Origin of the sequence: Joostella sp. (genome assembly GCF_048266025.1) — a bacterium.
Taxonomy (GTDB): Bacteria; Bacteroidota; Bacteroidia; order Flavobacteriales; family Flavobacteriaceae; genus Galbibacter; species Galbibacter atrarenae.
The window spans coordinates 1-18824 of the sequence record NZ_JBLXAF010000002.1 but is presented as its reverse complement, the minus strand read 5'-3'; the positions used below and the strand labels follow the sequence as shown (position 1 = coordinate 18824).

Below are 18824 nucleotides of genomic sequence, written 5' to 3'. Positions count from 1 at the left end.
CAAGTGTTTAAAAAAACAAAAAACCTCTTCAACTATTTTAAAGTGAAGAGGTTTTTACTTGTATATAAAATACTATTATAAAGCGGCTACTGCTTCAATTTCAGCAATAAACTTATCAGCAAGTGTATCTGCTTCTTCTTGAGATTTAGCTTCTGTATATATTCTAATTATTGGCTCTGTATTCGATTTTCTTAAATGAACCCAATTTTCAGGGAAATCAATCTTAACTCCATCTATCGTTGTAATATTTTCGTCGGCATAACGCTTTTCCATTTCAACTAAAATAGCATCCACATCTAACTCTGGAGTAAGAGTTATCTTCTTTTTACTCATAAAATAAGAAGGATAACTAGCTCTTAATTCTTGAACAGTCATTCCTTTTTCAGCTAAATGTGTTAAAAATAAGGCAACTCCAACTAAAGCATCACGACCATAGTGACTTTCTGGATAAATAATTCCGCCATTTCCTTCTCCTCCAATAATGGCGTTATTTTCTTTCATTAATGTTACAACATTCACTTCTCCAACGGCGGAAGCCTCATAAGTACCTCCGTGTTTTTCCGTTACATCTCGCAATGCACGAGAAGAGGACATATTAGAAACTGTATTCCCTTTGGTCTTCCCTAAAACATAATCAGCACAAGCAACCAAGGTATATTCTTCTCCAAACATCTCCCCGTCATTACTTATAAAAGCCAATCTATCTACGTCTGGGTCTACAACAATTCCTAAATCGGCTTTTTCTTCTACAACCAATTTGCAAATATCTGTAAGATGTTCTTTTAACGGCTCTGGATTATGAGGAAAACGACCATTTGGCTCACAATAAAGCTCTACGACCTCTACTCCTAATTCTTTTAATAACTTAGGAATAACAACTCCTCCTGAAGAATTCACACCATCTACAACAACTTTAAATTTGGCTTCTTTAATTTTTTCAGCATCAACTAAAGGTAAATCAAGCACTTCATCGATATGAATATCTACATAAGAATCGTTGATTACTGTCTCTCCTAAGTCATCAACTTCAGCAAAATCAAAATTTTCACTTTCTGCAATTGCTAAAATTTTCTTCCCTTCTTCTCCGTTAAGAAACTCTCCTTTATCATTTAATAATTTTAAAGCATTCCATTGCTTAGGATTATGGCTGGCAGTTAAAATAATTCCACCATCAGCTTTTTCTAAAGGAACAGCAATCTCCACCGTAGGAGTTGTAGAAAGTCCTAAGTCGATTACATTTATACCTAATCCCACTAATGTTGAAGCTACCAGATTCTGAATCATTTCTCCAGAAATACGGGCATCCCTACCAATAACTACTGTTAGTTTTTTATTTTCTGATTGAGATTTCAACCAAGTTCCATATGCTGCAGCAAATTTCACTGCATCTAAAGGCGTTAAGTTTTCACCTGTCTGCCCTCCTATTGTTCCTCGTATTCCTGAAATCGATTTTATAAGTGTCATGTAAAGTATGAGTTTTTAATTCTACGTAATGCGTAAAACTGTGTATTAACAACACCAGAATTACTACTATCAGCAAATATAAAAGTTTTATATGTTTAAATTCCCTAAAAAGCAAAAATCGATGTTTACACTCACTACAGAATACAGTAGAAAAAATACAATAATCTAAAAAACAACACAATACATAAATACCCTCTTCAATATATAGAATATGTTAATTACAATTGTTTAAAATTACTGCAAAACCATTTTTTGTATGAATTGAATTTGTAATTTTAGGGAATGAATTTTTTAGCACATATATATTTGTCAGGAGATAATCCAGAAATAAAAGTAGCTAACTTTATGGCGGATAGCATTCGTGGTAAAAAATACCTAGCATACCCAGACGATTATAAGAAGGGGATTTTGCTACATCGAGAAATCGACACATATACAGACGCACATCCAACTGTAAGGTTAAGTACTAAAAAACTACATAAAAACTATAGTCACTATAGCGGTGTTATTGTAGATATTTTTTATGATCATTTTCTAGCTAAAAACTGGAATTCTTACTCCGATGTTCCTTTAGAGAAATATGTTGACAATTTCTATGATTTACTAGGCGAGCATTATGATATTCTCCCTATGAATATAAAAAAGCTAATGCCATACATGATTGCGGATAATTGGCTACTTAACTACGCTAAATTAGACGGAATCGCTAAAGTTTTAGAAGGGATGAACAGGCGTACAAAGAATAAATCGAAAATGAATTTTGCCATTCAAGATTTAGAAGAACATTATCTTTCTTTTGAAGCTGAATTCACATCTTTCTTCGAAGAACTTCAAGAATTTTGTGCTCAAAAACTAAAAACTTTATAATATTTATATGATAAAAAGAATACTCCTACTCTCACTTATAATTCTAGCAAGTTGTAAAACAACAGAAGCTCCTAAACAAGGACTTATAGCTGAAAACGGAATGGTTGTTTCCGCAAGAATGGAAGCTTCGAAAATTGGTGCTGATATTTTAAAGCAAGGAGGAAATGCTTTTGATGCTATGATTGCAACAAAGTTTGCTCTTGCAGTAGCTTTTCCTTTCGCTGGAAACATTGGCGGTGGTGGTTTTTTAGTTTACCGCTTAGACGATGGTAGCACAGGGACATTAGATTTTAGAGAGAAAGCTCCATTAGCTGCCACAAAAAACATGTATTTGGACTCTTTAGGGAATGTTATTCCCGATAAAAGCACTGTTGGAGCTCTAGCAGTAGGAGTTCCAGGAAGTGTTGCTGGTATTTTTGCTATTCATGAAAAGTTTGGATCACTTCCAATGGAAAAATTAATCCAACCAGCCATCAACCTCGCCAATAGAGGTGTTGAAGTAACTTCAAAACAAGCAAACAGGCTAGAGAACTATCAAAACATAATTACTAAAGTTAGTGGAGACACAGTGCTTTTTGCTAAGAAATATTCAGAAAACGACACTATAAAATATAATGCCCTAGCAAGAACTTTAGAAACTATAAAAGAAAAAGGTCAAGATGGTTTCTACAAAGGAGAAGTCGCTGAAAAAATCGTGAATTTTATAAATAGTAACGGCGGAATTATCACACTCGAAGACCTTGAGAACTACAAAGCTGTTTGGAGAGATCCTGTTACTTTTAACTACAAAGACATAAAAGTAATATCAATGGGTCCACCAAGTAGCGGCGGTGTTACTTTAGCGCAAATCATGAAAATGATAGAGCCTTATGATCTAGATTCTGAGCATAATTCTGAAAAAGCAATTCAATTAATAACTGAAGCTGAACGAAGAGCATATGCCGATAGATCTTACTTTTTAGGAGATCCAGATTTTACAGAGATTCCTGGCATAGAAATCACAAGTAGTAGTTATTTAAATGAAAGAATGAAGTCATTTTCTTATGATAAAGCAACGCCGTCTAGTGAAATATCGCACGGAGAAGTTGAAATCATTGAAAGCGATGAAACAACTCACTTTTCTATTATCGATCAATTTGGAAATGCTGTTTCTGTAACAACAACTTTAAACGGAGCTTATGGCTCGAAGCTATTTTCTGAAGAGTTAGGTTTCTTTTTCAATAACGAAATGGACGACTTCAGTGTAAAACCTGGAGTTCCTAATATGTTTGGACTTATAGGCGGAGAAGCAAATAGCATTCTTCCTGAGAAACGAATGTTAAGCAGCATGACCCCAACTATCGTTGAGAAAAATGGAGAATTATCAATGGTTTTGGGTACTCCTGGAGGATCTACTATTATCACTTCCGTATTACAAACAATACTCAATGTTTATGAGTACGACATGGGAATGCAGCAAGCTGTAAACATGCCTAGATTCCACCATCAATGGTTGCCAGACGAAATTAGAATGGAACCAAATGGTTTTGACAAAGAAACGATAGAAAAACTAAAAAGCTTAGGCTATCATATTAATGAATCCAACTCAAGGATAATAGGACTTGTAGATGCTATTCTAGTACTTCCAAATGGAGATTTAGAAGCTGGTGCCGATAGACGTGGAGACGACTCTGCTGTTGGGTTTTAAAAAAGAGAACATATGAAAATCATAAAAAAAATATTAAAATTCATATCCATTGCACTCCTGCTCCTCATAGCTGTTTTTGCAGTTGTTTATTTTATCTTCAATGAGCCTGTTCCAAAAGGTAAAACTGGACCAGAAGCAGAAGCTCTTGCCGATAAAATGCTTAAAGCAGTAAATTATACTAATTATAAAAAGACACGCTTTATAGAATGGACTTTCGCTGGGAAACATTCCTATAAATGGGATAAAGAGAAAAAGCTTGTAGATGTAAAGTGGGATAATTATGTTGTAAAGCTAAATTTAAACAACTACGATAAAAGTGAGGTTCTTATAGATAATGTAAAAATGCACACAGAACCAAGGCAAGAACTTATTGATAAAGCGGTAGGATACTTTAATAACGATTCTTTTTGGCTTGTAGCTCCTTTTAAGGTGAAAGATAAAGGCGTTACAAGAAGCGTAGTAACATTAGAAAATGGAAAAAAAGCATTATTGGTAACATACACTCAAGGAGGCTCAACTCCTGGAGACTCTTATCTATGGAAGCTTAACGATAGTGGTTTTCCTGAAAGCTTTAAAATGTGGGTTAGTATCATTCCAATTGGTGGATTAGAAGCTACTTGGGACGAATGGAAGATTATGGAAACTACCACTTACCTCCCATCATCTCATAAATTTCTATTTCTCAATATAGAAATGACAAACCTAAAAGCCTATAATTAAGAATGAGAATTATTTAGTTAAAGGCTAAAACCTCATTAAAAACACATATCGGAAAGTCCCTGAAGCAAAAGAAAAACAATGCTATATAACTATCTAAAAACAAAGAGTTTTGAGATCTCATTTTCTATATAATCATAAGCGTTAATATTTTCCTTTCATGATATACTCCCTTCGGTATTAAAGCTTAAAACCTTAACTTTGCGGTTTTGTATTATATATGGCAAATTTTGAAGAAAATATAGAGGTAAAAGGCGCTAGAGTCCATAACCTTAAAAATATAGATGTTACCATCCCTAGAGAAAAACTTGTTGTTATTACAGGTCTTTCAGGGAGTGGTAAATCCTCATTAGCATTCGATACTATTTACGCAGAAGGTCAACGTCGGTACATAGAAACATTTTCCGCTTATGCCCGCCAATTTCTTGGAGGTTTGGAGCGTCCAGATGTAGATAAAATTGACGGATTATCTCCTGTTATTGCAATCGAGCAAAAAACGACTTCTAAATCTCCTCGTTCTACAGTAGGAACGATTACTGAGATATACGACTTCTTACGTTTGTTATTTGCGAGAGCAGCAGATGCCTACAGTTACAATACTGGAGATAAAATGGTAAGCTATAGCGATGAGCAAATAAAAGAGCTTATTATTGAAGAATACAGCGGTAAGCGCATAAATATATTAGCGCCCGTTATCCGCAGTAGAAAAGGTCATTATCGTGAATTATTTGAGCAAATTGCAAAGCAGGGATTTGTAAAAGTACGTGTAGATGGAGAGATTCTCGACATCACAAAAGGAATGAAAGTGGATCGCTACAAAGTGCATGATATTGAAACAGTTATCGATAGGATGCAAATTGATGATAGCGAAAATACTTCCAAACGCTTAAGTGAGAGTATAAACACTGCTATGTATCACGGAGATGATGTACTCATGGTTATAGATCATGACACGAATGAAGCTCGCTTTTTCAGTAGAAATCTTATGTGTCCTTCTTCAGGAATATCATATCCTAATCCTGAACCTAATACATTCTCTTTCAACTCTCCAAAGGGGATGTGCCCTACTTGCAGCGGTTTAGGGAGAATACATGAAGTAAACCTTGAGAAGATTATTCCTAATGATAAAATCAGTATTAAAAAAGGAGGAATAGCACCTTTAGGAGGATATAAAAAGTCATGGATCTTTAAGCAACTGGAGGTTATAGCGCAACGCTATGAATTCGAATTAACGGATGCTATTAGTGAGATTCCTAAAGAAGCTATGGACATGATTCTTAATGGTGGAAACGAAAAGTTTTCCGTAGAATCTAAGACTCTTGGGATTACTCGCGATTATAAAATTGATTTTGAAGGGATTATAAGCTTTATAAAAAATCAATTCGAAGAAAGTCAATCCACTTCTATTCGTAGATGGGCAAAAGGATTTATGGATAAAGTAGATTGCCCTACTTGCGAAGGAAGTCGCTTAAGAAAAGAATCTCTATATTTTAAGGTGAATGAAAAGAATATTGCAGATCTATCTTCTATGGATATGATAGAACTTGCAGGTTTTTTCAAAGATTTACCAAAAGAACTTTCCGAAAAGCAATTAAAAATCGGAGAAGAGATTTTAAAAGAGATTAAAGCTCGTATTAATTTCTTACTCGATGTAGGCCTCGATTACCTTTCTCTAAATAGAAGTTCAAAATCACTTTCTGGAGGGGAAGCACAAAGAATCCGACTAGCAACACAAATTGGTTCGCAATTGGTGGGCGTTTTATATATTTTGGATGAGCCTAGCATCGGGTTACACCAAAGGGATAACGACCGTCTCATAAAATCATTAGAATCTTTAAGAGATATCGGGAACTCTGTTATTGTTGTAGAGCACGATAAGGACATGATCGAGCGCGCTGATCATGTTATTGATATCGGTCCGAAAGCAGGTAAACTTGGAGGAGAAATAATTTCTGAAGGCCCTCCTTCTGAATTAAAAAAATACAATACACTTACCGCTGATTATATTACAGGTAAAAAAGAAATAGAAGTCCCTAAAGAACGGAGAAAAGGAAACGGGAATTCCATACTTTTAAAAGGATGTACCGGAAATAATTTAAAAAAGGTGAATGCCGAATTTCCTTTAGGATTAATGATTGGTATTACTGGAGTTTCAGGAAGTGGGAAGTCTACATTAATTAATGAGACCCTCTACCCTATTTTAAATGCTCATTTTTTCAATGGTGTAAAAATTCCTATGCCATATAAAAGCATTAAAGGTTTAGAGCACATCGATAAGGTAATTGATATTAATCAATCTCCAATTGGGAGAACTCCTCGCTCAAATCCTGCCACTTACACAGGTGTTTTTAGCGAAATAAGAACTTTATTCACTCAAACTCCAGAAGCTATGATTCGCGGTTATAAGCCTGGAAGATTTAGTTTTAATGTAAAAGGAGGAAGATGTGAGACATGCCAAGGTGCAGGTGTAAGAGTAATCGAAATGAATTTCTTACCAGACGTTACTGTAGCTTGTGAGACATGTAATGGTAAACGCTTTAATAGAGAGACTTTAGAAATAAGATTCAAAGGAAAGTCTATTTCCGACGTTTTAGAAATGACTATTGATGAGGCTGTAGATTTCTTTGAGAACATCCCGAAAATATATCGTAAATTAGCTACATTGAAAGATGTAGGTTTAGGATATATAACACTCGGACAGCAATCTACTACACTTTCTGGTGGAGAAGCACAACGTGTGAAATTAGCCACAGAACTCTCTAAAAAAGACACTGGAAATACTTTTTATATCTTAGATGAGCCTACAACAGGGTTGCATTTTGAAGATATTAATGTTTTAATGGGAGTTCTAAACGCATTAACAGATAAAGGGAACACAGTATTGATTATCGAACATAATTTAGATGTTATTAAAATGGTCGATCATATTATTGATATTGGCCCTGAAGGTGGTAAAGGCGGAGGGAAAGTTATTGTTTCTGGCACTCCTGAAGAAGTAGCGAAGCATAAAAAGAGTTATACCGCTAAATATCTAAAGAAAGAATTGAAGTAAATAACTAGTTTAAGTAACTGTTTTAATTAAATGTAAGTCAGTTATTTAATTAATTATAAAATAATTAAGAATGAGAAAAGAACAACATTTTAAAGGATGGAATGGTATAAAGACAAATGACTCATGGGCTATTTTTAAAATCATGGGAGAGTTTGTTAGCGGATTTGAAAAAATGAGTAAAATCGGTCCTTGCGTTTCTATTTTTGGTTCAGCAAGAACTAAACCAGATCATAAATATTACCAATTATCAGAAAGAATTGCTCAAAAGATTGTAGAATCTGGATATGGTGTGATTACTGGTGGTGGCCCAGGAATTATGGAAGCAGGAAATAAGGGCGCTCATTTAGCAGGTGGAACTTCTGTAGGATTAAACATCGATTTACCTTTTGAACAACATGATAATCCGTATATAGACAGTGATAAAAGCTTAGATTTTGATTATTTCTTTGTGCGTAAGGTAATGTTCGTAAAATACTCACAAGGCTTTGTAGTAATGCCTGGTGGTTTTGGAACACTAGATGAACTTTTTGAAGCTATGACGCTTATACAAACAAAGAAAATAGCTATGTTCCCTATTATTCTTGTTGGGACTGATTTTTGGGGCGGATTAATGGATTGGGTAAAGACTACCTTACTAGAAGCTAATAACAACATTAGTGAAGGCGATTTAGACCTTATAAAGCTTGTTGATACCGAAGATGAAGTTATTGAGATTCTTGATAGTTTCTATAAAAAGTCAAATTTAAGCCCTAATTTCTAGGATTATATTTCAACAGAAAAAACTTTTATAAAAAATATAAATTATACCTGAACATCATCAGTTGATGCTTCAGGTATTCTTTTATCCCTACGATATTCAGAATAAACCATTGTAAACTCTGCTCCCATAAAAAATATGAGTCCTGTGTAATACACCCATAACAATATTAAAACCACAGAACTTGCTCCTCCATAAACAGAAGCTGGCGACGCTTGTCCGAAGTAATAACCTATAGCTGTTTTACCTAGTAAAAATAATAATGTTGTTACAGAAGCCCCTATCAACGCTGTCTTCCATTTAATTCGTTTGTTTGGTAAAAACCTATAAATAGCTCCAAACAACACAGTTATTACCACTAAAGAAACTGTAAAATTAAGTCCGCTAACAATAATGGTTGCCGCTTGTGGATAGTAATTCTCTACATAATTATTAAGAACAGAAATTACTGCAGAAACCATCAATGAAATGATCAATAAAAAACCTATCGCCATTATCATTCCAAAAGAAATAAGACGATCTACAACCATCTTTTTAAAGGTTGAATTATCCTCTTCAGCCTCAAAAATAGTATTTAGAGTTTTCTGTAATTGAAAAAACACCCCCGTTGCACCAAAAACCAACGTAGCTGAACTAATTATAATATTCATAGTAGAATTACTATCAATACTAGCACTACTTATCATCCCTTCGATAGCTTTTGCAGTATCATAACCAATCAAGCTAGATAACTCTTGCGTAACTCGCCCCTGCACAGCGTCTCTCCCGAAAAATATACTTGTTACCCAAATAACAATTAAGAGCAATGACGGTAAAGAAAACAAGGTGTAATAGGCTATAACAGCACTTTTAGCAAAGGGATCTAAATCCAACCACCGTAAAAATGTCTCTTTTATGATTTTAATGCTGGTTTTTATATTCATCAAATACAGGTTATATATCCACTAAGTTAATTATAATTTCGAACAAGAAAAAGGCTGCTAAATAATCTTAAAAGAATTACTTAACAGCCTTTATAATATTTATTGTAAATGATTAAGCTGAGTTTCTACTTGCATTTATATTTCCAAATAAAGAACGTGTAACCATACGCTCATATATTTCTAAAAGCTCAGGATCTACATCGCTATCTTTAGCATTAAGCTCCTGGATCTGTCTAAGTGCAAATTGCTGAATTGTAAGTAATGGCAATACAATTTTTTCTCTCACCTGAATAGAAGCTCTCATAGAACGTGTATCTTCCATCAACTCAGAATAACCAGTCAATTTCAATAACATCGCTTTACTACGCTCAAATTCATCATGAATAATTGTCCAAAATTCACCAAACTCCTTATCATCTTGCATATATGCTGTAAGCTTAAAGAAAGATTTCGTTAAACTCATCATACTGTTTTCTAGCAACGTTCTAAAGAATGCAGAATTTTGATATAGCGATTTTACTTTTTCAAATTCATTATTATCTACAAACTCCTGAATAGCAGTTCCTACTCCGTAAAAACCAGGAACATTTTGCTTCAACTGACTCCAACTTCCAACGAAAGGAATTGCTCTTAGGTCTGAAAATACTAATTCATCAGACTTACCTCTTTTAGAAGGCCTACTTCCAATATTTGTTTTAGCATAATACTTTAAAGTACTCATCCTTTCTAAGTAAGGTAAGAATTTAGGATGATTTTTAAAGTCAACATAAGCGCCATAACTAATTCCCGCTAACCTATTCATAGTATCTCGATCTTCTTCACTCAAGATATCTTTTTCATTAGTGAATACGTTATTTGCAATCCCAGAACTTATTAGCTGTTCTATATTATACTGACAAGATTCTGGCGTTCCAAAATTAGAACTAATAGTTTGTCCTTGTATTGTAAGCTGAACTTCTTCATTTTCTATTGAAGGTCCTAAAGAAGCATAGAATTGATGTGTTTTTCCTCCTCCACGTGCAGGTGGTCCACCTCTACCATCAAAGAAAACAACGGTAATACCATATTCTCTAGAAATTGCAGTTAAAGCTTCTTTGGCTTTATAAATACTCCAATTCGCCATTAAATACCCACCATCTTTAGTTCCGTCAGAGAAACCTAGCATAATTGTCTGCTTATTCCCTCTACGTTTAAGATGTGCAGCATACGACTTGTTTGTATAAAGCGTTCTCATTACGTTATGAGCATCTTCAAGATCATCTACAGTTTCAAAAAGAGGCACAACATCTGTTGTTGGCTTCTCCCAATCACACATACGGATCATTGCAAAAGCTTCCATAACATTAAGCACACTTCCGTTGTTACTTATAATATATCTATTACAACCCATTTCGCCATTATTCTTCTGAATGGTTTTCATGGCATAAATAGATTCCAACGTACTTCTACTCATTTCGTGCTTAAATAAGCTAGGATTTACTTTACCAACAACCTTACTTAAGGCTTTAATCTGTTGCTCTTCATCCAGCTTCTCATAATCTTTAGGGAAAATATCAAGTCCCATTTCTAAAGACTCCTTAACGATATTAGATAATACATTATGATGCACTCTAGAATCTTGACGAATATCAAGTGAAGCGAAATGGAAACCAAACAACTTCATCTTATTAATAAGGTCGCTTATTTCTTCTACAAATAAAGATTGATGCTTCGTCACAAGAATCTCTCTTATTTCTAGTAGCGTCCCCATAGTCTCCTCAAGCGTAATTGTAGTTCTTCCGCTTTCTAAGAAGATATTTTCATACAACTTAGACTCTAAATTTGCTATAAGCTTATCTACGTAGTTAAAAGTTATTCTACGACGTAGCTTTCTAACATCGCGGTAGTAGTTCTTTAAAACCGTGCTTCTTAGCCTATCTGCAACTTTTAAAGTAATATCTGTAGTTACAAATGGATTCCCATCTCTATCTCCTCCAGGCCAAAAACCTAGATTTAATACTTGGTTATTTAATTCTGTGTCTCCAAAAATATTGTCTTGGATATAATCAAAAATCTGACTAGCAGATTCATAGAATACATTTTGCAGATACCATATTAAGCTTACCGCTTCATCAAAAGGAGTTGGTTTTTCCTTTTTGAAAAATGGAGTCTTCCCTAGTTGGGCAAGTAACTTCTTAATAAGGTTTAAATCATTCTCTCTAATAGCTTTAGATAGATCGGTAATAATACCTAATACAGAACCTGGATAAAACTGCGTTGGATGCGCCGTTAAAACAGGTCGTACTTTAAAATGCTCTAAGTAAGCTTTTAATTCAGGCATTTTATTTTTAGCTTCCGCCTCTTCCTTTACATTTCGCAAGGTCCCTCTCCCATTCATATTATTTACAATAGGGAAAGTTGCATCTTCAATAGCATCAAATAACACTACTTGTCTTTCTATATACTGAATAAATCTAAAGAGAAGATCAAATTTGTCTGAATCAGCAGGCTTTTCGTTGTAGTATTTTTCAAAAAAGTCACCTACAATATCTGATGGATTTTTATTATCCGCATATCCCTTTTCACAAATTTCGGAAAATAGCGGTAATAAAGCTCCAGTATTACTTATCTCATCAAAAGGTAACGTGATAAAAATACTGTTGTAGATTTGATATCTTGATAAAACACTTTCATTAAATCGATCAATCTTTGGTTTTCTTAGCATAAAATTTTTCTGTTTTATGTAAAAATACAAAAAACCCTCTCAAAACAAGGCTTAAGAGGGCTTAATTAATGTTATTAAACAGAAATCCTACAAATCGTTAAAAATAGTATGCATAAGACGGCGTTTGTCGTTTATACTCTCCTCTAAAGAGATCATAGTCTCCGTTCTAGAGACACCATCAATATCATCTACTTTAAAAATAATATCTTTTGCATGTTTTGTGTCTTTCGCACGAATCTTACAGAAGATGTTAAACTTACCTGTAGTAATATGAGCTACTGTTATATAAGGAATCTGATTAAGTCGTTCTAAAACAAACTTTGTTTGATGCGTTTTCTCAAGGAAAATCCCTACGTATGCTATAAAAGAATATCCTAACTTAACATAATCTAATGTCAAAGAAGAACCTCTTATAATTCCAGCATCTTCCATTTTCTTAACTCTAACATGAACCGTACCAGCAGATATAAGTAATTTCTTTGCTATATCTGTAAATGGAGTTCTGGTATTATCTATCAACATATCAAGGATTTGATGATCTACCTCGTCTAATTTAAACTTTGCCATACTTTTTTTAATATCTTTAAATATTATGCAAAAAAAATAAAAAAAAATGAATTATTCACAATCACGGAGTAATTATTTTTTTAACGTTTCTTGAATATCTTTAAATTTTCTTCAGAAATTCTGTTAAATAACTGCTATTTAAATCATGCACTGGAATAGGATTAATTTCTATGTTACTCATATCTAATTCTTTATGTCCGAAGTAATGTAAATCCTCTTCAACATGCTCTATTGTAGGCATAAACTCCACTTTACCATTAATTAACGTTTCCTTAAAGAATACCGCAACATCTTTATGTACTAACTTCTCTTTTTCTGAAATAGGAAACTTCCTTAAAATAATGTCATAAAACAACTTCTCATTTGATGGGATCTCAAAATAATCATGATACTCCCCTCCTGTTACTTCATTATCTACCATATAAACCAATGCTGTAACTAATGAAAAAGCAATGTATTTACGAGTTTCCTCTCTCATATAATCATTATGGTAATGCCCTGACTCAAATAATATAGTTGGAATCCCTAAGGACTGAAAAGTATCCCCTACACAATTCAAATTAAAGCCATCGTCGTACCTACCTACTTGTTTAGGTATAAATTGTTGCAGCATTTTATTCATCGCCACAATAACCTCCATACTCTTCTTTCTGTTAGGAGTAACCTTTCGTTCTTTATCTTCTGCAGGCGTTAAAAATGACACTGTAGCCGAACGCTTATGCTTTCCAGCACTGAAAATAGTACGTTGATCATGTAAATTAAAACAATAATCTGGCTGGAAAGCATCAAAAACAGCTCTCAACACCCTACTTTCAGGCTGAGATTGATTCTGAGCATCCCTATTAAGGTCAACCTCATTACTATTTACACGCGTATAAGCCAATGCTCCATCTGGATTTAGCATTGGTATGATGCATAGCGTAAAATTGTTGTTTATATAAGTACCAAACTCCTTATTACTATCAATAAACTTTAATAGATCGAATACAGCTTTTGTGGTGGTCGATTCATTTCCGTGCATCTGAGACCACATTAAAATCTTTCTTTTCCCAGAACCGATTTCAATACTGTGAATTGGATTCCCTAAAACAGATGTTCCCAATAAGGTTACTTTATATTTTTCCTGATACTCCTTAATTAAAGGGGCAATCATTTTATGTGTAACATATCTGTCTGCTATTCTCGTATCTAAATACTCGTTGTAGTTCTCTGTAAAATGTGTCGTAAAATTCATAGTAACTTTTATGGTTTACAAATGTAAAATTATAATTGTTTACAATAATAAACACCTCAAATATACATTTGTAAACAGATGTAGATAGCATTAGTGACAAAATGTATACACTTGTAAACGTAAAATTCTATTTAATCAACTTAAGTTACTTATTAAATCATAAAATATTGTTTTCTAGTCTATTATGTAGTTTTATTTAAAGTGTTAGATTACAATTGACATGTGTTATCCCCTTATATTTGCATATAAACTCAGTTATGTTTACATTTGTAACAACTTAATTATACAAACATTAGTTTACAATGGTAAACAAGGAAGAATTTATTAAAAGACTAGAGAAAGTGTTGGAGTTTTACGACTTATCAGCCTCATCTTTTGCAGATAAAATTGGTGTACAACGCTCTTCTATCTCTCATATATTATCTGGTAGAAACAATCCGAGTTTAGAATTTGTGATGAAGATTCTTCAGAATTTTCCTGATGTGGAATTATATTGGCTCTTAAATGGTAAGGGTAATTTCCCTCTTAACGAAGATCAACATATACCAACTCCCCCAAAGGAAAATATTATCCCAGCAGAAAAAAAGAATGTTGATTCTAACGAAACTATTAATACTGAAATTCCTCCTGCTATAAATAATACCTTTCCTATTTCTGAAAAAAATGAAATCGCTCGTATTGTAGTTTTTTATAAGAATGGTACCTTTGAAGAATACAAAAACAAACAATAGATGAGACTTTCTATTTTAGCTTGCTTACTTTTAATCACACTTACTTCTTGTTATCAAAGAGAACGAAACTGTAAAGATTTTAAAACTGGAGAATTCGAATTTACTTATACTTTAGATGGTGTAGAGAAGAAAAGTAGATTTATACGAAATGATACTTTAGAAATTGATTATTACGAAAACCGAATTGATACAAATTCAATCCGTTGGATAAATGATTGTGAGTTTATCGTTAAAAAGATGAATCCTACTTCTATGAAAGATTCCAAAGCTATCCATATGAAAATATTAGCTACGGAAAAAGACTCTTATATTTTTGAATTTTCAGCTGTTGTAGATCAGAAAAATAAATTTAAAGGAACAGCCACTAAGATTAAATAAAATAATTTACCCTAAAAAGCCCTTGTTTTTGCTTAAAAGTATAGAACAAGGGCTTTTATATGACTATAGGTTTGAAATAAGATTATTTTTCACTTCTAATAATCTTTAAAATTCTACTGTACATTATTTCTGAATATACCTCTAAAATTTAATAAATCATTAGTACTTTGATTAGTAATGGTATTTTCAATTCTATTTATCAATCAGCCTTCTATGATAATTTATTTGACCTAAATGATAGTTAAGGTGACTTAATAAATGAACTAGTAAATATTCTATCGTTTCAACATTTGGAAACTTCATTATTGGATATTCCTCCTTCAAGTCTCTCTCTGTAAGCGGACTCAACGAATCTTCGATCATTTTTATAGTTCCTTGTACACTAACTATCAACTCGCCTCTAGGAACATCTTTTTGCGTAAATTCAAGCTCTCTATTTCTTATGTAGCCTGTTTTACCTATTTCTTTCCCTATGAAAGTATGTAAGTTTCCAATTAAATGCAATGCTAAATTCCCTGCTGAATTGGAAATCCCTTTTTCTACTTGCCAAATATGCTCTTCATCATTATAAAGTTCTAATTCAGCAATTAACTTATTCAAGTCTCTTTTAAAAAAGGTAATTAGCTCGTTTGGATTCATTTGTTTGATTCTTTTTAAGTAACAATATATACACTTACTCCAGATGCAGTTTTATTCAACAAGGATTTTATATATCCCTGTTTGAGTGTCCAATTCAGAATTTGATACTCTTATTTCATTATATTGAGAAAAACTACAGCAGTTTTCAGATTTTCGCTCCACATCAACATATAAGTCAAAAATATGATCTTCAGAAATATTAATATTTAGATTTACTATTTCTGTTTCCCAACCAATAGACCAAATTTGAATAAGATTAAGATTGTCTTCAGAAATAAATGTGTATGCTACAGATTGGTTATCATTCAAACTGTCCGTTATTATGATATCTTCAGGGTTATAAGTTTTAATGGTAAACAAATTCTCACCACTTGTTTTATCCACTACTTCAAACAGGAAAGTGTTAGGAGGTGTAAAACAGTCTTGGTCACAGTTATCATCATTGTTACAACTTTGTAAAATGATAATCAATGTGAACAATAATAAATTTATTCTTTTCACTTAATGCAGTTTTAACCGGTATTGGTTGTTAAAAATACATATAAATGTTAATAATAGTCAATATAGATTCGTGTATTTATGTTATGTTTTTACATAGAGAACAATTGGAATCTCCAACTAACTTCCCATTTTTATCAAACTCATATTTACAACATTCATTAAACTGTTTCTTCAAAATATCTTTGGCTCTCTTAATTCTAATTTTTACATTTTCAAGAGTGATTCCTAATTCTATAGCTGCATCTTTTTGTTTACACCCAATGTATTTAAATACAACGGCACAGAAATACTTTCTAACCCACTCTTTCTGATATTAAGTCACTATTTCCTTTATTCACTATTTATTTAAGTCTTTCCTCAATAGCATTTTTATAATCTAAAAGCCTTTACGCTACCTTCAGATTATGGTCTTTTCTGAATTAAATCCCATAGAATCCATTTCTGTTTTACTCAACTGATTTGCTATTATCTTAGTTCTTTATTGGCAAATATCAATTTCTATTCAACCGATTCTGCCATTGAACGTATTTCTTTATTAATAATAACAGCGTTTTCCTTGTTTGTTATGATAGAACCGTGATTTGCTTCTATATAAAGTTGCTTTCCATTGGTAGATAATTCTTTGAGTTCCTCTTGCATTTCAAACCATTTTTGAGCATCCCCATACTGATCTGTGGCTGTAAAAACTAAAACAGGCAATGAATCTAATGTAGTTGCGCTACCTGCTCTTAGTAGAATGTCATTATTTATAGCATACTCTTTAAGATACCTTCTATACACATCACCAGATTGCACAAGAAGATCCTTTTTACGGTCCTCGCACTCTTTTGGTAAGCCTCCATCAATAGATTTGGAACTAGTTATTTGATTATAAACTCCCATAATTCCAAGATCGGAAAGTATGGAAAGAGTTTTAATTAAGAATATCTGATTTTCCTCAAACAATCCATTTTCTGCCAATCGCTCCCACTGTTCTGGGTGACTCGAATCTATAAAAACCATTCCTTTTACTTCATTGGGATATAGATCTCTAAAAATCCGATTATATGGACCACCCATAGAGTGCCCCACTAATATATAAGGAGGCTGTTCTCCGCTTTTTTCAAGCAATTCATGTAATTGGTGTGCATAAAATTCTGATGTTATACTATCTTTACTTGATTCGCTAAACCCTTTCCCTTCTCTATCATAACGCACAACTCTCATGTCTTCTTTCAATCCTTCATTAATCCAATGAAACATATCTGTATCGCCCCCTGCACCAGATTCTAATACAAGAGTTGGTAAATCATTTTTATTCCCCTCTGCTCTTATATGAAGTTTAGTTTCATTAACACTCACCAATTTCCCTGGCGGAACAGGCTTCGAACTAAATAACCGGAAGCATAACCCTGACATTAACACTAGAATAATAAACCCAACTAAAATTTTACCAATCCACTTAAGTATTTTCATTGTAGTTTTCATAAATGTTTTCAAGGAGTATAAACAAGATTAGTTGCTGTCTTAAACACCAAATTTAACAAATAGAAGTTAGAATATCCTACTTATTGTCATGTATAAAAAATATGATAAAGCGTGTATTGAAGAATGAAAAAGCTTACAAAGTCAATTTATTGAATATCTAAGCCTAATATAAGAGTGTCTAATATTTTTGAAGAAGTGATTTGCTTTTTACCTCAGTTCTTTGTTGTAAGCAGTTTTTTATTTCAGTAGCTTTTTAATATCCATTCTCTGATGTAAAATTCTAATGATTTCGAAAATTTCATTTTCGACCTTTCTGTAAAAAATCAGATGTGACTTGATTTTCGTTGCACGATAATTTTTTCGCGTTTGCTCTGCGGATTTTCCAATCAGATAGTTGTCCGCTATAAATTCAATTTCATCAATTATCAATTCATAATATCTGTCAGCTTGTCCTTTAGACCATTTGTGAAAAGTATAAACCCAAATATCATTTAAATCATCAATCGCTTGTTTACTTATTCGGTATTGACTTTTACTCATAAGTGTTTACGATGTAATTCAGCCAAGTTTTCTTTCGGGTCAAAATTTTCAATAAAGCCACTATTTTCTCCGATTTCAAGAGCTTTAATTAGTTCTCTTTCTTTTTTTTCTTCACGTTCTAGTAGCCGTAATGCAGAACGAATAACTTCGCTTACAGAACCATATCTACCTGAATCTACTTCTTCTCTGATAAAATTTTCAAAATGATTTCCGAGTGATATTGATGTGTTTTTTCCCATTTTGACTATAATTTTATTCAAATATACCAAATCTTGGTAATCTAGCCTAATTGCACACATCTAACAAACGAACTAGCTATAGGGATTAAATTAAGAAACTATTTACGGGAAACCGTAATCAGAAAAAAAGAGTAAAGATAAAAGAGTATAGAATAGAGAAATGCCTTCTGCAAATTCGCAGATTCGCGAATTTGCAGTTTTACAACTTTACAATGCTAAGCATCAACTTTGAAAAACTAGACTAGCGCTTTTCATAGGTACCATTGTTTACAGTAGTTTTTATTTTTTCATTCCTGTATTCTATATAATATTCTTTATTTCCATTTTCAATAACCGCTTCAAAAGCTTCGTAATTTA

The 18824-nt window shown here is 33.0% G+C and carries 17 protein-coding genes; 7 read left to right on the top strand and 10 right to left on the bottom strand.

Translation table 11 applies throughout. The features are described from left to right. Positions 1-75: 75 nt before the first annotated feature. Positions 76-1464 carry a phosphoglucosamine mutase gene (gene glmM, locus ACN0TY_RS05770; RefSeq protein WP_417443716.1) on the bottom strand — a complete coding sequence of 463 codons (1389 nt, stop codon included), beginning with the start codon at positions 1462-1464 and terminating at the stop codon, positions 76-78. Positions 1465-1746: 282 nt separating this feature from the next. On the opposite strand from glmM, the gene ACN0TY_RS05765 reads away from it, so the two are divergent. The 5 genes from ACN0TY_RS05765 to ACN0TY_RS05745 all read left to right on the top strand — a co-directional run bounded on the left by ACN0TY_RS05765 (position 1747) and on the right by ACN0TY_RS05745 (position 8547). Further along, positions 1747-2331 (top strand): ACP phosphodiesterase, encoded by a 585-nt coding sequence (locus tag ACN0TY_RS05765; RefSeq protein WP_417443715.1) that lies wholly within the window; start codon positions 1747-1749, stop codon positions 2329-2331. Positions 2332-2338: 7 nt separating this feature from the next. Next, positions 2339-4018: a gamma-glutamyltransferase gene (ggt, locus tag ACN0TY_RS05760; RefSeq protein ID WP_417443714.1), complete on the top strand. Its 1680-nt coding sequence runs from the start codon at positions 2339-2341 to the stop codon at positions 4016-4018. 12 nt (positions 4019-4030) lie between these two features. After that, positions 4031-4738, top strand: coding sequence for a hypothetical protein (locus tag ACN0TY_RS05755; protein ID WP_417443713.1), 708 nt, complete (start codon positions 4031-4033; stop codon positions 4736-4738). 217 nt (positions 4739-4955) lie between these two features. Next, positions 4956-7787, top strand: coding sequence for an excinuclease ABC subunit UvrA (uvrA, locus tag ACN0TY_RS05750; RefSeq protein WP_417443712.1), 2832 nt, complete (start codon positions 4956-4958; stop codon positions 7785-7787). Positions 7788-7857: 70 nt separating this feature from the next. Then, positions 7858-8547 carry a TIGR00730 family Rossman fold protein gene (locus ACN0TY_RS05745; RefSeq protein WP_236958419.1) on the top strand — a complete coding sequence of 230 codons (690 nt, stop codon included), beginning with the start codon at positions 7858-7860 and terminating at the stop codon, positions 8545-8547. 41 nt (positions 8548-8588) lie between these two features. On the opposite strand, the gene ACN0TY_RS05740 is transcribed toward ACN0TY_RS05745, so the two are convergent. The 4 genes from ACN0TY_RS05740 to ACN0TY_RS05725 all read right to left on the bottom strand — a co-directional run bounded on the left by ACN0TY_RS05740 (position 8589) and on the right by ACN0TY_RS05725 (position 13972). After that, entirely contained in the window at positions 8589-9467 is an 879-nt protein-coding gene (locus ACN0TY_RS05740) for a YihY/virulence factor BrkB family protein (RefSeq protein ID WP_236958420.1), read from the bottom strand. Positions 9468-9579: 112 nt separating this feature from the next. Then, positions 9580-12171, bottom strand: coding sequence for a phosphoenolpyruvate carboxylase (locus ACN0TY_RS05735; RefSeq protein ID WP_417443711.1), 2592 nt, complete (start codon positions 12169-12171; stop codon positions 9580-9582). 87 nt (positions 12172-12258) lie between these two features. Then, complete coding sequence (locus tag ACN0TY_RS05730; protein ID WP_236958422.1) at positions 12259-12738, bottom strand: Lrp/AsnC family transcriptional regulator; 480 nt, start codon at positions 12736-12738, stop codon at positions 12259-12261. 100 nt (positions 12739-12838) lie between these two features. Then, positions 12839-13972, bottom strand: a complete 1134-nt coding sequence (locus ACN0TY_RS05725) for a M14 metallopeptidase family protein (protein ID WP_417443710.1) — start codon at positions 13970-13972, stop codon at positions 12839-12841. Between the two features lie 302 nt (positions 13973-14274). Here ACN0TY_RS05725 and ACN0TY_RS05720 point away from each other — a divergent pair, with 302 nt between their 5' ends. After that, positions 14275-14703, top strand: coding sequence for a helix-turn-helix transcriptional regulator (locus ACN0TY_RS05720; protein ID WP_417443709.1), 429 nt, complete (start codon positions 14275-14277; stop codon positions 14701-14703). Next, positions 14704-15081, top strand: coding sequence for a hypothetical protein (locus ACN0TY_RS05715; protein ID WP_417443708.1), 378 nt, complete (start codon positions 14704-14706; stop codon positions 15079-15081). A 192-nt stretch (positions 15082-15273) separates the two neighbouring features. On the opposite strand, the gene ACN0TY_RS05710 is transcribed toward ACN0TY_RS05715, so the two are convergent. The 5 genes from ACN0TY_RS05710 to ACN0TY_RS05690 all read right to left on the bottom strand — a co-directional run bounded on the left by ACN0TY_RS05710 (position 15274) and on the right by ACN0TY_RS05690 (position 18467). Then, positions 15274-15720 (bottom strand): DinB family protein, encoded by a 447-nt coding sequence (locus ACN0TY_RS05710; protein WP_417443707.1) that lies wholly within the window; start codon positions 15718-15720, stop codon positions 15274-15276. 51 nt (positions 15721-15771) lie between these two features. After that, entirely contained in the window at positions 15772-16221 is a 450-nt protein-coding gene (locus ACN0TY_RS05705; RefSeq protein ID WP_417443706.1) for a hypothetical protein, read from the bottom strand. Positions 16222-16719: 498 nt separating this feature from the next. Continuing rightward, positions 16720-17676, bottom strand: coding sequence for an alpha/beta hydrolase (locus tag ACN0TY_RS05700; RefSeq protein WP_417443705.1), 957 nt, complete (start codon positions 17674-17676; stop codon positions 16720-16722). A gap of 249 nt (positions 17677-17925) precedes the next feature. Continuing rightward, on the bottom strand, positions 17926-18228 hold the full coding sequence (locus ACN0TY_RS05695; protein WP_417443704.1) for a type II toxin-antitoxin system RelE/ParE family toxin: 303 nt from the start codon (positions 18226-18228) through the stop codon (positions 17926-17928). Then, positions 18225-18467: a type II toxin-antitoxin system ParD family antitoxin gene (locus tag ACN0TY_RS05690; RefSeq protein ID WP_417443703.1), complete on the bottom strand. Its 243-nt coding sequence runs from the start codon at positions 18465-18467 to the stop codon at positions 18225-18227. The genes ACN0TY_RS05695 and ACN0TY_RS05690 overlap by 4 nt, the downstream gene beginning before the upstream one ends. Between the last annotated feature and the right edge of the window lie 357 nt (positions 18468-18824).